Source organism: Massilia sp. Masssp93 (assembly GCF_059491295.1).
This window is the reverse complement of the sequence record NZ_CP168502.1, coordinates 1,645,191-1,659,580: the sequence shown is the minus strand read 5'-3', so window position 1 is coordinate 1,659,580 and position 14,390 is coordinate 1,645,191. Positions and strand designations below refer to the sequence as shown.

At 68.8% G+C, this 14,390-nt stretch carries 12 protein-coding genes and 1 pseudogene; 12 read left to right on the top strand and 1 reads right to left on the bottom strand.

The window, feature by feature from the left end:
- Nucleotides 1-111: 111 nt before the first annotated feature.
- From ACEN9Q_RS07135 to ACEN9Q_RS07115, 5 genes and pseudogenes are all read left to right on the top strand, one after another.
- Nucleotides 112-816, top strand: a pseudogene (locus tag ACEN9Q_RS07135) (substrate-binding domain-containing protein); the annotation flags it as partial.
- On the top strand, nt 809-1,651 hold the full coding sequence (locus ACEN9Q_RS07130) for a substrate-binding domain-containing protein (RefSeq protein WP_495627826.1): 843 nt from the start codon (nt 809-811) through the stop codon (nt 1,649-1,651). The pseudogene ACEN9Q_RS07135 and the gene ACEN9Q_RS07130, both read left to right, overlap by 8 nt.
- 24 nt (nt 1,652-1,675) lie before the next feature.
- Nucleotides 1,676-2,848 carry a TAXI family TRAP transporter solute-binding subunit gene (locus tag ACEN9Q_RS07125; protein ID WP_495627825.1) on the top strand — a complete coding sequence of 391 codons (1,173 nt, stop codon included), beginning with the start codon at nt 1,676-1,678 and terminating at the stop codon, nt 2,846-2,848.
- Nucleotides 2,845-4,689, top strand: coding sequence for an SLC13 family permease (locus ACEN9Q_RS07120; RefSeq protein ID WP_495627824.1), 1,845 nt, complete (start codon nt 2,845-2,847; stop codon nt 4,687-4,689). The genes ACEN9Q_RS07125 and ACEN9Q_RS07120 overlap by 4 nt, the downstream gene beginning before the upstream one ends.
- Entirely contained in the window at nt 4,686-5,720 is a 1,035-nt protein-coding gene (locus ACEN9Q_RS07115) for an ABC transporter substrate-binding protein (protein ID WP_495627823.1), read from the top strand. The genes ACEN9Q_RS07120 and ACEN9Q_RS07115 overlap by 4 nt, the downstream gene beginning before the upstream one ends.
- Here the strand turns inward: ACEN9Q_RS07115 and ACEN9Q_RS07110 are convergent.
- Nucleotides 5,717-7,132: a hypothetical protein gene (locus tag ACEN9Q_RS07110; RefSeq protein ID WP_495627822.1), complete on the bottom strand. Its 1,416-nt coding sequence runs from the start codon at nt 7,130-7,132 to the stop codon at nt 5,717-5,719. The two genes, ACEN9Q_RS07115 and ACEN9Q_RS07110, sit on opposite strands and share 4 nt — an antisense overlap.
- An 842-nt stretch (nt 7,133-7,974) precedes the next feature.
- On the opposite strand from ACEN9Q_RS07110, the gene ACEN9Q_RS07105 reads away from it, so the two are divergent.
- From ACEN9Q_RS07105 to acnB, 7 genes are all read left to right on the top strand, one after another.
- Nucleotides 7,975-8,457, top strand: a complete 483-nt coding sequence (locus tag ACEN9Q_RS07105; RefSeq protein WP_056440977.1) for a winged helix-turn-helix domain-containing protein — start codon at nt 7,975-7,977, stop codon at nt 8,455-8,457.
- Nucleotides 8,458-8,510: 53 nt separating this feature from the next.
- Nucleotides 8,511-9,560: an extracellular catalytic domain type 2 short-chain-length polyhydroxyalkanoate depolymerase gene (locus ACEN9Q_RS07100; RefSeq protein WP_495627821.1), complete on the top strand. Its 1,050-nt coding sequence runs from the start codon at nt 8,511-8,513 to the stop codon at nt 9,558-9,560.
- 19 nt (nt 9,561-9,579) lie between these two features.
- Nucleotides 9,580-10,095, top strand: a complete 516-nt coding sequence (locus ACEN9Q_RS07095) for a hypothetical protein (protein ID WP_495627820.1) — start codon at nt 9,580-9,582, stop codon at nt 10,093-10,095.
- Between the two features lie 31 nt (nt 10,096-10,126).
- On the top strand, nt 10,127-10,735 hold the full coding sequence (locus ACEN9Q_RS07090) for a DUF2589 domain-containing protein (RefSeq protein ID WP_082547928.1): 609 nt from the start codon (nt 10,127-10,129) through the stop codon (nt 10,733-10,735).
- A gap of 2 nt (nt 10,736-10,737) precedes the next feature.
- The gene (locus ACEN9Q_RS07085) at nt 10,738-11,013 is read left to right on the top strand and encodes a hypothetical protein (protein ID WP_056440983.1); all 276 of its coding nucleotides are present in this window, start codon (nt 10,738-10,740) and stop codon (nt 11,011-11,013) included.
- The gene (locus ACEN9Q_RS07080; protein ID WP_495627819.1) at nt 11,006-11,551 is read left to right on the top strand and encodes a hypothetical protein; all 546 of its coding nucleotides are present in this window, start codon (nt 11,006-11,008) and stop codon (nt 11,549-11,551) included. Before ACEN9Q_RS07085 ends, ACEN9Q_RS07080 begins: the two co-directional genes overlap by 8 nt.
- Before the next feature lie 234 nt (nt 11,552-11,785).
- A complete protein-coding gene (gene acnB, locus ACEN9Q_RS07075; RefSeq protein WP_495627818.1) occupies nt 11,786-14,371 on the top strand; it encodes a bifunctional aconitate hydratase 2/2-methylisocitrate dehydratase in 2,586 nt (861 codons plus the stop codon).
- Nucleotides 14,372-14,390: the final 19 nt, after the last annotated feature.

Genomic DNA, 14,390 nt, shown 5'->3' with positions numbered 1-14,390 from the left:
GATACCATCAGGAGGCGACGGCGGCGGCACCCTACCATTGATCGGTCAGCAATGGAATGAGGCCGCCATGAACGCCCAACGCTTCCCGCTGCGCGCGCCGTCGGCGGGCGCGCACTGCAATTGACCGGCTCGACGACGCTGCTGCCGCGGATGCAGCGCGTCGCCGAAGCCTATATGGAGACGCACGCCGTCCGCGTCGTCATCGACGACGGCTGCGGCACGGCGCGCGGCTACAAGGCGCTGCTCGACGGCACCACCGACATCGCCATGGCCAGCGGCACCGTCCCCGACGACCTGGCCGCCGCCGCCACCGCGCGCGGCGTCGCGTTCCGCACGACGGTCGTCACGCAGGACGCCATCCTGGCGCTGGTGCACGCCGCCAATCCGCTCGCGACGCTCACCCTGCTCCAGCTGCGCAACATCTTCACCGGCCGCGTCGCCAACTGGCGCGCCCTCGGCGGCCAGGACGCCCCCATCGAGGTGCTGGTGGGGCCGCCCACGGGCGGCGTATCGAGCAGCTGGCGCAGGCGGCTGCTCGGCGACGACGACACCTTCACGCCGCTGGCGCGGGTGCTCGGCACGAACGACCGCCTGGCCCGCATGGCGGCGCGTCCGTTCGCCGTCACCTACCTGCCGCACATGGCGCTCCCCACGCGCCGCGTGAAGGCCGTGCGCGTCGACGGCATCGCGGCCGACCTGGCGCCGCTGGCCTATCCCCTGCACGCGCCGATGATGCTCGTGACACTGGGCGCGCCGGCGCTGGCGGCGCACCGGTTCATCGCCTACGCCGCCGCCGCGGATGCGCATCATGCGTAGGCGGCACGCCTGCATCGCGCTGGCCGGCGCCGCCGGCGCGCTGGCAACCGGCGCCTGCACGCGCGGCGGCGCGGACGACGGGGCCGCGCGCGAATCGCTGCTGATCGGCGCGGCCGCCGCGATGCTGCCGCTGACGCGGGCGCTGGCCCAGGCCTTCGTGCGCGAGCCGGGCGCGCCCGCCATCCTCGTCGAGCGCGGCGGCTCGCTGCCGGCCTACATCGCGGCCAGCCGCGGCGCGATCGACCTCGCGGCCATGACGCGCGCGCTGTCGGATGGCGAGGACGACGCCGGCGCCCACAACTACCTGATCGCCCGCGACGACATCGGCATCGTCGCGCATCCCGCCCTGCCGGTGCGCGGCCTGACGCGCGCCCAGGTGCGTGCCGTGTGCACGGGCGAGGTCGCGAACTGGCGCGTGCTCGGCGGTCCGGACCGGCCGGTGGCCGTGTACGCGCTACCGCGCGGCGACACGGCGCGCCAGTCTGCGGAACGGCTGGTGCTGGACGGCGCCGAATTCGCCGTCGATGCCCGCGAGTGCGCCGACGCCGCCGCCCTGGGCGCGGCGGTGGAGGGCGATCCGGCCGGCATCGCCTGCGTCGACGGCCATGCCCGTGCCGGCGCCGGGGCCGCCGCGGGCGCGGTCGCCGTGCTCGCGGTCGACGGCGTGCATCCGGCGCGCGCCACCGTGCTGTCGGCCCGCTATCCCTATACGCACAGCTTTCACCTGCTGCTGCACGGCGAGCCCGGCGGCGCGCGCAGTGCGTTCGTGCGCTTCGCGCGCAGCGCCGCCGGCCAGGCCATCGTCGAACGCCTCGGCCTCGTCGCCGTTTGCTGACCGTTTTCCGACCAGGACCACGACATGCCCAATCCTCCCCTTCCGGCGCTGCTCATGCGCCGCTGGCAGCAGCACGGCCGCAGCGCCCGCCTGCTCGTCGCCACCCTGCTGCTCGTACTGGCCGGCGTCGCGGCATGGTCGGTGGTCGAACTGATCCCGCACCGCTACGCGCTGACGATCTCCGGCACCGACATCACCAGCAACCGCCACTTCTTCGCCAAGGCCCTGCAGGAGGCCGCGGCCGCCAACGGCGTCGCCCTCACGCTGCGGCCCACCGACGGCTCGCAGGAAGCGCTGGCGCTCGTCGCGGCCGGCAAGCTGGATCTCGCCTTCGTCCAGGGCGGCCTCGACCTGCCGAGCGCGAACGTGGTGCAGGTGGCGACCGTGACGTCGGAACTGCTCCACTTCCTGGTCCGTCCCGGCATCGTCGACATCGCCGGCCTGCGCGGGCATCGCGTCAACCTCAACAGCCGCAAGGGCGGCACGCGCCTCGTCGCGCGCCAGATCCTCGCCTTCGCCGGCCTGCGCGACGGCATCGACTACGTGGAGTCGAACATCCCGACCGAGGACCTGCTCACGCAGCGCGGCGACCGCCTGCCCGACGCCATCGTGGTCACGTCGTTCGCGCCGTCCGACGTCGTCGACTACCTCGTCCGGCGGCACGGCTACCGCCTGCTCGACGTGCCGTTCGCGTCGTCGTTCGCGCTGCGCCACGAGTGGGCGGCCGAGGCGGAGATCGGCGCCCTCATGTACAGCGCGGCGCCGCCGGTGCCGCCGCACGCGATCAAGACGGTCGGCGTCAAGCTGTCCCTGGTCGCCAACCGCGGGGTCGACGCCGGGGCCATCGTCAAGGTGCTCGACAGCCTGTACGGCCCGGCGCTGGCGGCGCGCCTCAAGATGCACCTGGACGAGGCGCTGATCCTGTCGGCCAGCGCCTATCCGCCCGCCGAGGGCACGCGCCGCTTCATCGAGCGCGACAAGCCGCTGTTGTCGCGCGAGCTGCTGGACAAGCTCAAGGCGGCGATGGGCCTCGTGGTGTCGGTGTATTCGGGCTTGCTGGTCGTGCTCAAGTGGTTTCGCCAGGTGCCGCTCGCGCTGGCCGCGGCCGACGCCGATCCGCGCGCCGAGCCCATCGAACCCGGCGGGCCCGATGAGCCCGACGGCCCGCGCCCGGACCCCGCGCAGGAGGCGCAATGATGGATACCCTCGCCAGCGCGGCCGCCCGCCTGCAGGCCGACCCCGTGATCGGACGCGCCAGCCGGCCCAGCCTGGCGCGCCTGGTGGCGCAGGCGCGCCGCCTGCAGTTCGGCGCCGGCACCGCGATCTATGCCGCCGGTGCGGGCGCCGCCTGCGTCTACCTGCTCGTCGAAGGCGCCGTCACGCTCGTGTCGCCGCAGGGCGTCCGCCGCGCCGTCCGGGCGGGGCGTTTCGGCGAGGAGGCGGCGTCGGATGCGCATGCCTACCTGACCGGCGCCGTCGCCGTCGAGGACGCCACCGTGCTGTGCCTGCCGCGCGCCGCCGTGCGGGCCCTGCTCGACGCCAATCCGATGCTGCAGACCGATCTGCTGTTCTCGCTGACGAGCAACCTGGCCGGCGAGACGCTGGCGCGCCCGGCGCCGCCGGCGCCCGCGCCGCGCACGGGCTACCGCCGCCACGCCGCGCCCGGCTGGCTCCTCGTCAGCGCGGCGGCGCTGCTGACGCTGGCCTGCGGCGGCGGGCACGGCATCGACCACGGCGGCGTGATCTTCCTCGCCATCTTCGCGGCGACGATCGCCATGTGGATCTGCAACCTCGTCGACGATTACATCCCCGCCCTGTTCGCCCTGCTGGCGACGCTGCTGACCGGCCTCGTGCCGGTGCCCGTCGTCCTGTCCGGCTTCGCCTCGGACGGCTTCCTGATGGCGCTCAGCACGCTGGCGCTGGGCACCGTCGTCGTCAGTTCCGGCCTCGGCTACCGCGTCATGCTGCTGCTGTTGCGCCGGCTGCCCAACCGCCAGCGCTGGCACAACGTGGGGCTGTTCGCAACGGGCCTGCTGCTGACGCCGCTGATCCCCACCGCCAACGGCCGCATCGCGCTGCTGGCGCCGTTCTACGCCGACATGGTCGACAACCTGCACCTGGCCCGCCAAGGCCGGGCCGCGACCCGGCTGGCGCTGAGCTGCTTCAGCGGCGGCACGCTGTTCTCGGCCATCTTCATCACCAGCAAATCGGTCAACTTCGCCGTGTTCGGGCTGCTGTCGCCCCAGGGCCAGGACCATTTCCAGGGCGCGGCGTGGCTGCAGGCGGCCCTCGTCACCGCCGCCGTCCTGCTCGCGGCACACGCCTGCGCCGCGTGGTTCGGCTGCCGCAACGCCGAACGTCCGCACCTGCCCCGGGCCCGGATCGACCAGCAGTGCGCCCTGCTGGGCGAGCTGTCCGGCCGCGAATGGGCGGCGCTGGCCGGGATCGGCTTCATGGTGACGGGGATCGTCACCAGCTCGCTGCACAAGGTGCAAGCCCCCTGGCTGGGCTTCGCGATGCTGTTCGGCCTGCTGTTGTGGGGCACGCTCGACAAGAAGGAACTGAAAGAAAAGGTCGACTGGACCTTCCTGCTGTACCTGAGCGGCATCACCGGCATCGTCGCCGCGTTCAACCGCCTGGGCCTGGACCACGCGCTGGGCACCCACCTGTCCGCGCTCGGCACCAGCATGCGCGACCATTTCGCCCTGTTCGTGCTGCTGCTCTATGCGCTCGTCAACCTGATCCGGCTGGCGGCGCCGAGCAACGCGACGAGCGTGATCCTGGCCACGATCCTGATGCCGCTGGCCCAGGTGAACGGCGTCAACGAATGGCTGGTCGGCTTCATCATCCTCGTGTTTTCGGAAGTGTGGTGGCTGCCCTACCAGTGCAGCTACTACCTGCAGATGCAACAGCTGAGCGGCGGCGCGGCGCCCTACGACGAGAGGCGCTTCCTGTGGCTCAACGCGCTGCTGAACCTGGCCAGGCTGCTGGCCGTCTACGCGAGCTTTCCGTACTGGGACATGCTGGGGATACGATGACACGCACACTCGAGAAAATCATGCTGGCCCTGTTCATGGGCGGCGCGCTGCTGCTGTTCGGCTGGTACAACGTCAGCAAGCCCAGCATCCTCGTGCTGCACAGCTACGATCCGGACTACGCCTGGGTCCGGGACGTCAACGTGGGCCTGAACCGGGTCCTCGACAAGACCTACCTCTACCGGGTGCGCTGGTACTACATGGACACCAAGCGCCACCCGTCGGCCGGCTTCAAGGCCAGTGCCGGCATCGCCGCGCGCAACGTCATCGCCGCCATGCGTCCCGACGTCGTCATCGCGGTCGACGACGACGCCCAGCAGTACGCGGCGCGTTTTCTCGTGGGCGACCCGCACGTCGCGGTCGTGTTCGCGGGCGTGAACCGCGCGGCCGCCGACTATGGCTACGCGCGCGCCGCCAACGTCACCGGCATCCTCGAACGCATCCCCCTCGACGCCATGCGCGAGGCGCTGGGCAGCGCCGCCGGCCTCGCGCCGCCCGGCCGGGCGCTGCGCGTCGCCTACATCGGCGACCAGTCCGAATCCGTCGACGGCGACGCCCGCCAGGTGCGGCGCTACGACTGGAAGCCGCTGCAGCTCGGCACCGTGCTGCAGGTCGACACCTGGCCCGCGTGGCAGGCGGGCGTGCTGGCGCTTGCCGCCTCCCACGACGTGCTGCTGGTGAGCGGCTACCGGCGCCTGCGCCGCTCCGGCACCGACGCCGGCCTGGTCCCCGCGCGCGAGGTGGTAGCCTGGACGGAGGCCCATTCGAAGGTGCCGGTGATCTCGTTCAACGGCTTCTTCACGGAAGACGGCGGGATGCTCGCGATCGGCACGTCGCCCTACGAGCAGGGGGAAGTCGCGGGCAGGCTCGCGCTGCGGATCGCGCTGGGACGGCGCCCCGCCGCCACGCTGCCGGTGACGACGCCGCAGCAGTTCACCGTCACCATGAGCGGTTCGAAGATGCGCGCCAGGCGCTTCGTGCTCCCGCACGTGTACGAAGCGGCCGCGCGCACCGGCAACCAGTATCTGCCTTAACCGGCGCCGATGGCCGGCGGACCCGCCGCCGCGTCGACGCCGTCGGCCCGCGCGGTGGCGGCATCGGCCGGCATGTCGAGCATCCAGGGCTGCAGCACGCGGCCGAACATGGTCTCGAACATCGCGCCGGCCTCGGTTGCCGCGAGCCGGAACTGGCGGCGCAACTCGTCACCCACACGCGCATCGGTCGCGGCGGCGTAGCGCTGCTGCAGGGTCTGCATGCCGCGCAACTGGTCCTGCAGGGGCGTGAGCAGATCGGCCGCCGCGCGCCCGCCGACATAGGCCCCCTGGCTCATGCCCATCAGCGTCAGCAGCGTCGCCGATATCTGGATGTTGCCGAGCTCGTCCGCGCCGCTCGCGATCACATAGGCCGCGATCACGCAGGTGAACACCAGCATCTGGAACTTGTAGATGTCGAAGCGCCGGTTGGTCAGCAGGAGACCGCTCGGCCGGCCCTTGCCCTGCGGCTCGGCGATGGGCGCGGTGAACCAGCCGAGCTGCTGCACGTACTGGTAGATCGCCGGTTCCAGGTTCTTGCGGATCGCCGTCGCGGCCTGGCTGGCGGCCGTGCCGGCCGTCGAAATGCCGATCAGGTACAGCAGATCGGTCGACAGGTCCTGCAGCAGGCCGGTGCGGAGCCACTGGTAGAACAGCAGCGTGGCGACGATCAGCGTGAACACCAGCATCTGCAGCTGCGACAGGCTGGCCTGGCCGTTGGCGCCCGTGATATTCCACGGCAGCAGCCGGCGCCAGGTGCCCCACCAGCGCCGCCGCGCCGCGCCGGGCATGCGCGCGGCCGGCGCGATTGCGGCGCCCGCCACCAGGTAGAAGAACGCCGCGAACAACAGGGCCGCGCCGATGCTGGCGCCCTTGTTCGATACCGTGACGGGCAGGTCGCGGCCGAAATAGGCGTGTCCGCGCGCGCCGTCGGCGTACGCGAAGGCCGCGATCTTCAGGTGCAGCGATGCTTCCCGCTCCCAGAACTTCCAGAACGGCCGCCGGCCCTGCCCGCCTCCGAACTCGTCGATGCCCGGGACACGAAAGTACACGCGGGTGCTCGACCGGGTGCGGGTCTCGTCGTGCGGATCGCTATCCTTGACGACGTCGACGTTCTCGACGACGAGCGGCACCGTCCACGCCTCGCGGCCGCGCCGCAGCTCGAAGTAACCGAGCACGCACACCTTGTCCAGCTGTTCGGCGAAATTGGGCGTGATGCCCAGGTACGTCACGGTGCCGCTGGCCAGGCTCGGCGACGGCAGCGTTACCTTGGCGTTGTCGAGCGTGGCGATGGCGGCGGCGATCGGCGCCTGCACGCCGGCGCGCGCCGTGCAGGCGGCATCGGCGCTCCCGTCCGCGGCCCGCGCACCGTCGATCGCCAGCGCGCAGGCCAGTATGCAGAGTACATGCTTCATGTCCTTCCTCCGTGGGAAGTGCCCGGCGCACCGCGCGCCGGGACCCAGCATTATCGTGAGGCCGCCGGCGCCGCCGACGCTGACGCAAGCTGACCACGCCGCCCACGTCCGCCAGAATCGGCCAGCGCGCGCGCCCGGCGCGTCGCCAATATGGTCCTTCCCCGGATTGAAAGCCGATGCCGGCGTCCCGTTACCGGCAATTCAATCCGCTCCGGGCGGCGTGTCCGCGCTACCGCGAAAAAGTCTGTTCCAATGAATCGACCGGCGTTGCATTCAATGGATGAATCATCGGCGGCTTATTCGGGCGAAATCATTCCGGCGCGCGCCATCCTTTGAAATCGCATCGCCGAAAAAAGGCCCGCTATTGTGCGGGCCTTTTTATTGAAAACCGTCTTGCATGGATTAAACGTGCAGATCGTCACGACCTTTGATATTAAGCAAAGGTCATTCAATTAATTTCAAAGCACGATTAATCATTTGCAGAACCGCGCCCGGTAGTCTCGTGGTTTTGCCTATTGATCTGCATCAAACTTTGAAAAAAAATAACTGGACGATTAAATGGAATCGGAAATCTTTATCGCCCGCCGATTCAAGCGGCGCGATGAATCGGACATATAAACAACGCCGCCATGCATTCCGTTTTGAATCCGATTTGTTTGCCAGATATTGTCAGAATTTTAGGTATTCACCGACCTACCATTTGTTCGTCAGTTAATCGAATAGAGACGAACATCATGAATCTACTTTTACTCGGGCATGCCACGCATGATCTGGCATCGCTGTTTCAAAGCGCCGGATATCAGGTCATTGAAGTAAAAGACGTCGTTTCTTGCTGCCGCCATTTGAAATCCGGCCTGCCGCGCCGGCCGCCCGCGCCGCCGGCGCCGGACGGCGACGGCGCGGATGCCAAGGGCATCACTATTTTCAATCCGGACGCGCAGGGCTTGCGGCTCGACGCGGACGGACAGCCGGAGCAGTTGCTCGAATACATCCTGAGCCTGGCCCGGCAGCTCAATCCCGGCTGGCACCTCAGCATGCGCTACCGCCGCCTGGAAGCGCCGAACGGCGCCGAGATGGCGCTGACCAGCCTCGAATTCAACTTCATCAAGATGTTCGCCATGGTCGAGACGGGCGAAGCCATCTCGCGCAAGCAGATCGTGCAGGCGTTCGGCGAAGACTACCTCAGCTACGACCAGAACCGCATCGACACCATGGTCAGGCGCCTGCGCCGCAAGGCCGAATCCGACCTCGGCCTGAAGCTGCCGCTGAACACCGAGCGGGTGCGCGGCTACTCGTTCGGCGACCTGCTGATCATCGACCCCTGACCGTCCTCCGCGCCGCGGCGCGGCGCTTTTTTCCTTCAATCCGGAGATATCCCATGAAACGATTACGATTCGTGTTGTCCCTGTGCGCCTGCCTGTCCGGCGCCGCCCATTCCGCCCTTGCCGCCGAACGCCTGCCGGGGCTGGACGCCGACCTGTCGCGCACGTCGGTGTCCGGCATCTCGTCGGGCGGCTTCATGGCCGCCCAGATCGCGACCGCGTATTCGAGCCGGATCATCGGCGCCGGCATCATCGCGGCCGGACCGTTCTACTGCGCCGGCAGCACGGGCTCGACGGATTTCCAGAAGAACGCCCTGTCGTTCTGCATGGCCCCGGTATCGAGCGCGGTGACGGCGAGCGGCAAGGAGGCGTTCCGCCTGGCGCAGCAATTTGCCGCCGAGGGCAGGATCGATCCGGTGGCCGGCCTGAAACGCCAGCGCATCTATATTTTCAGCGGCGCCAACGACAAGACCGTCAAGACCCGGGTCGTGGACGAGACGGCCGCGTTCTACCGCGCGGCGGACGTCCCGCCGGCCCAGGTCCGGTACGACCGCAACCCGGACGCCGGCCACTCGATCGTCACCGCCAATCCGGACGACCTGCCGTGCAGCGCGGAGGAACCGCCGTACATCAACAACTGCGGCTTCTACCAGTCGCACGTCCTGCTGCGCCACATCTATCCGGGGCTGGCCGCGGCGCCCGCCACGGGCACGCTGCACGGCCGCATGGTGCGTTTCGGCCAGCGCGAATTCCTGCAGGGCACGCGCACGAGCATGGACGCCAGCGGCTGGGTCTACATTCCCGCGTCCTGCGAACAGAACCGCTGCGCCGTACACGTCGCCTTCCACGGCTGCCAGCAGGGCCGCTCGAAGATCGGCGACCTGTTCTACGACTGGACCGGCTACAACGAATTCGCCGACACCAACGGCCTCATCGTGCTGTACCCGCAAGTGCGTGCCGCCGACATGCCGCCGAATCCGCGCGGCTGCTGGGACTTCTGGGGCTATTCCGACCGCAACACCTTCTTCACCCACGATGCGCCGCAGATGCGTGCCGTCATGGCCATGATCGACCGCCTGGGCGAGCCGCGCGCCGCCCATCCCTGACCTCACCCAAGGAGCTGACATGACATCCCATCCCCTCTCGCAATGGCTGAAATTCATGCGGGCCTCGCTGCCCGCCCTGCAACAGGCCGGCGCCGACTGGCCGGCGGCCCAGGCGCAGTGCGCGCAATTCGTGAAGTCCACGCTGGAACTGGGCAAGGACCTCGGCGACCTGCACGGCGCCACCTGCCTCGCGCTGCTGCAGGCGCAGCTGGGCATGCTCGGCGCGGCGTCGCCGGCGCGCGCCGCCCAGGGCCTGCTCGACGTGCACTTCGACACCATGAGCCAGTGGTACGGGCAATGGAAGACGCTGGCGGACGAGGCCGTGACGCGCACCGAAGCCTGCATCGGCGACCTGCGCCAGGCGCAGAACCAGAACGACGTCTCGTTCGTGATGGCGGGCTTCCTGCGCGAGCTCGACACCGGCATGCGCAAGGCCTCCGGCGACGCGGCCCTGCTGTTCCAGTCCGCCGGCGCGGCCGCGGGCGTACTGGCCGACCGCGCCCTCGACGCGCTGATCGCGCAGTCCGCCGCCTGATCCACAAACCAACCAATCACCGGGGAACACAATGGCAATCCTGACGAGTCTGGAAGACATGGTGAGGGCCGTCGCTGGCTCGATCATGAACGCGCAGCACATGGTGGAAAAGGCGCAGCTGGCGAACATCGCCACCTTTTTCGACGATGCCCACCGGCCGACGACGATCGACGTCGAACTGCCGGCGATCCACAGCACGGCGCCGGCCGAGGCCAGCCAGCTGTACCGCGTGCCGGTGCTGTCGCTCGTGCCGCACGGCTCGCTCGTGATCGGCGAGGCCGAGATCGACCTCGACGTCGAACTGGGGCCGCTCGAACACCAGGACCGCGCCAACGTGCACGAGGGGATCATCGGCCAGCTCGGCCGGGCGGCGCCGGCGGAACAGAAGGCGGGCCTGATGATCAACCCGTCCACCGGCGGCCTCGCGGCCAAGCAGGGCAACGCCGCGCACATCAAGCTCAAGCTCGTGGCCGTCGACAAATCCGAGGGGCTCGCGCGCCTGCTGAACGACGTCGTCGTGACGCAGGGGCCGGTCGCCGTGTCCACCCCGGCCGCGCGCGACGCGCGGGTCGAGGCACCGCCCCCGGCGCCCGACCCCGCGCCCGACCCGGCCCCGGCCGACGATAACGAGGGAGAGTGACGATGGCAGCCAACCAGTTCCAGATATCGAATATGCGTTTCATCAAACGCATCGTGGTCGGCAACGACAATCCGCAGAACATGAGAACCGAGGCGGAGGTCCAGGAATCGATGGACACGGTGAATAAATGCCTCGCGGGGACGCCGCGCGGCTATTTGCTGAACATCGAAAAGAGTTTTGGGCTGTACAACATCGGCGAGCACCAGATCGTCCTGCAATACGCCGTGTATCACGTCGGCTTCGACCGCAAGCCGATGTGGCTGGACGATCATGGATAAGCCCGGCGCCGGATGCCGCGCCGAGGGGCTGTGCGCGCTGCTGGAGGCGGCGCACAGCGCCGGCAACCGGGCCCTCGACGAGCTGGCGCGCCGGCGCCGTCCCGAGGCGCTGTGCGCGGCGTGCCCGCCGTTCGTGTTCGCGGCGGCGCGCGGCCAGCCCCGCCAGGCCGTCCCCGCCGAACACTTCCACCGGCCGTATGCACTGGCGCTGGCGACGGTGGAGCTGACCCTGAACGGCTACTGCCTGGTGCGCAAGTTCGGCTGGGAGCGCCGCCGGGAAGCCGTGTTCAGCCTGGCGCGGCCGCGTCTGTGGCGCCGCCTGTTGCGCCTGGCGCCGCCGCTGGTCCTGCGGTTCAGCGTGCGCGATGGGGCGGTGGCGGTCAGCGTCGGCGCGGCCGGGCGGCGCGCGGCGCCGGATCCCCGCAAACGCCATATCCTGCTCGCGCCGGACCTGCAGGAAGCCCTGCTCGGCATGCATCGGCAGCAGATCGCCGCCAACTCGTTCAGGACACGTTTCAGGACCTGGATGCGCACGTGAAGCCGGATTCGATCCGGCTTTTTTACGATGCCCGGGCGGAGACAACGTTGCCTTTTAACGACGGATCGCTGTGCGCTACGCTCGACGCAGGCGCGATTTCATGAAGCGACGGCACGTCTTCCCGCCCATTCGGCGATTACGTCTTATGTCTTATATAAGAGTGAGGTACAATATCGTTCAGCACAGGCGAGTCACCCGCTTTCCTGATTTTCACAACGACTGAAAGAGCTTTTCATGTTAGCTGCATACCGCACCCACGTCGCCGAACGCGCCGCCCTCGGCATTCCCCCGCTGCCCCTGACGGCGGCCCAGACCACCGACCTGGTCGAACTCCTGAAGAATCCGCCGGCGGGCGAAGAAGCCTTCCTCGTGGACCTGATCACGAACCGCGTGCCGGCGGGCGTGGATGACGCTGCCAAAGTCAAGGCCGCTTTCCTGAACGCGGTCGCCAAGGGCCTGGAAACCAGCCCGCTGGTCTCGCGCGAACTGGCGACGCGCCTGCTGGGCACCATGCTCGGCGGCTTCAACATCAAGCCGATGATCGACCTGCTGGACGATCCGGCCGTGGGCAGCGTGGCCGCCGCGGGCCTGAAGAAGACCCTGCTGATGTTCGACTATTTCCATGATGTCAAGGAACTGGCCGACAAGGGCAGCGCCAACGCCAAGGAAGTGCTGCAGTCGTGGGCCGATGCCGAATGGTTCACGTCGCGCCCGGCCGTGCCGGACAGCCTGACGCTGACCGTGTTCAAGGTCTCCGGCGAGACCAACACCGACGACCTGTCGCCTGCCCCGGACGCCACCACCCGCCCGGACATCCCGCTGCACGCGCTGGCCATGCTGAAGAACCCGCGTCCCGGCATCGAACCGCAGGAACCGGGCAAGATCGGCCCGATCGCGCAGATCGAAGCGCTGAAGGCCAAGGGCCACCTGGTGGCCTACGTCGGCGACGTCGTCGGCACCGGTTCGTCCCGTAAGTCCGCCACCAACTCGGTGCTGTGGTTCACGGGCGAAGACATCCCGTTCATCCCCAACAAGCGCTTCGGCGGCGTGTGCCTGGGCACCAAGATCGCCCCGATCTTCTACAACACGATGGAAGACGCCGGCGCCCTGCCGATCGAACTGGACGTGTCGAACATGGAGATGGGCGACGTGATCGAACTGCACCCGTACGAAGGCCGCGCCCTGAAGAACGGTGAAGTCATCGCCGAGTTCAAGGTCAAGTCCGACGTGCTGTTCGACGAAGTGCGCGCCGGCGGCCGCATTCCGCTGATCATCGGCCGCGGCCTCACCGCCAAGGCGCGCGAAGCGCTGGGCCTGGCCCCGTCGACGCTGTTCCGCCTGCCGCAGAACCCGGTCGATTCCGGCCGCGGCTTCTCGCTGGCGCAGAAGATGGTCGGCCGCGCCTGCGGCCTGCCGGAAGGCCACGGCATCCGCCCGGGCACGTACTGCGAACCGCGCATGACCACCGTCGGCTCCCAGGACACCACCGGCCCGATGACCCGCGACGAGCTGAAGGACCTGGCCTGCCTGGGCTTCTCGGCCGACCTCGTGATGCAATCGTTCTGCCACACGGCCGCCTATCCGAAGCTGGTGGACGTCAAGATGCACAAGGAACTGCCGGCGTTCATCGAGAACCGCGGCGGCGTGGCGCTGCGTCCGGGCGACGGCGTGATCCACTCGTGGCTGAACCGCCTGCTGCTGCCGGACACCGTCGGCACCGGCGGCGACTCACACACCCGCTTCCCGATCGGCATTTCGTTCCCGGCCGGCTCGGGCCTGGTCGCCTTCGCCGCCGCCACCGGCGTGATGCCGCTGGACATGCCGGAATCGGTGCTGGTCCGCTTCAAGGGCGAGATGCAGCCTGGCGTCACGCTGCGCGACCTGGTCAACGCGATCCCGCTGTACGCGATCCAGCAAGGCCTGCTGACCGTCGACAAGAAGGGCAAGAAGAACATCTTCTCCGGCCGCATCCTGGAAATCGACGGCCTGCCGAACCTGAAGGTCGAACAGGCGTTCGAACTGTCCGACGCATCGGCCGAGCGCTCGGCCGCCGGCTGCACGGTCCACCTGGACAAGGCACCGATCATCGAGTACATGAACTCGAACATCACCTTGATGAAGTGGATGATCGCCAGCGGCTACCTGGACCGCCGCACGCTGGAACGCCGCATCAAGGCGATGGAAGCCTGGCTGGCCAAGCCGGACCTGCTGGCGCCGGACGCGGACGCCGAGTATGCCGCCGTCATCGAGATCGACCTGGCCGACATCCATGAACCGATCGTCGCCTGCCCGAACGACCCGGACGACGTCAAGACGCTGTCCGACGTCGCCGGCGACAAGATCGACGACGTGTTCGTCGGCTCGTGCATGACCAACATCGGCCACTTCCGGGCCGCCTCGAAGCTCCTGGAAGGCAAGACCGACATCCCGGTCCGCCTGTGGGTCGCGCCGCCGACCAAGATGGACCAGCAGGTGCTGACCGCCGAAGGCCACTACGGCACCCTGGGCCGCACCGGCGCGCGCATGGAAATGCCGGGCTGCTCGCTGTGCATGGGTAACCAGGCGCAGATCCGCAAGGGTGCGACCGTGATGTCGACGTCGACGCGCAACTTCCCGAACCGCCTCGGCATCGACACCCGCGTCTACCTGGGTTCGGCCGAACTGGCCGCGGTCTGCTCGACCCTGGGCAAGATCCCGACGCGCGAAGAGTACATGGCGCACACCGGCGTGCTCACCCAGAACGCCGACCAGATCTACCGCTACATGAACTTCGACCAGATCGCCGAGTTCCGCGACGTGGCGGATTCCGTGACCGTCTGAGACTGAGCCTTCGGGCGTG

Bases quoted from the DNA above. Each gene is read 5' to 3' on its own strand.
- ACEN9Q_RS07130 (WP_495627826.1), top strand. From the start codon at position 809: ATGCGTAGGCGGCACGCCTGCATCGCGCTGGCCGGCGCCGCCGGCGCG.
- ACEN9Q_RS07125 (WP_495627825.1), top strand. From the start codon at position 1,676: ATGCCCAATCCTCCCCTTCCGGCGCTGCTCATGCGCCGCTGGCAGCAG.
- ACEN9Q_RS07120 (WP_495627824.1), top strand. From the start codon at position 2,845: ATGATGGATACCCTCGCCAGCGCGGCCGCCCGCCTGCAGGCCGACCCC.
- ACEN9Q_RS07115 (WP_495627823.1), top strand. From the start codon at position 4,686: ATGACACGCACACTCGAGAAAATCATGCTGGCCCTGTTCATGGGCGGC.
- ACEN9Q_RS07110 (WP_495627822.1), bottom strand. From the start codon at position 7,132: ATGAAGCATGTACTCTGCATACTGGCCTGCGCGCTGGCGATCGACGGT.
- ACEN9Q_RS07100 (WP_495627821.1), top strand. From the start codon at position 8,511: ATGAAACGATTACGATTCGTGTTGTCCCTGTGCGCCTGCCTGTCCGGC.
- ACEN9Q_RS07095 (WP_495627820.1), top strand. From the start codon at position 9,580: ATGACATCCCATCCCCTCTCGCAATGGCTGAAATTCATGCGGGCCTCG.
- ACEN9Q_RS07090 (WP_082547928.1), top strand. From the start codon at position 10,127: ATGGCAATCCTGACGAGTCTGGAAGACATGGTGAGGGCCGTCGCTGGC.
- ACEN9Q_RS07085 (WP_056440983.1), top strand. From the start codon at position 10,738: ATGGCAGCCAACCAGTTCCAGATATCGAATATGCGTTTCATCAAACGC.
- ACEN9Q_RS07080 (WP_495627819.1), top strand. From the start codon at position 11,006: ATGGATAAGCCCGGCGCCGGATGCCGCGCCGAGGGGCTGTGCGCGCTG.
- acnB (WP_495627818.1), top strand. From the start codon at position 11,786: ATGTTAGCTGCATACCGCACCCACGTCGCCGAACGCGCCGCCCTCGGC.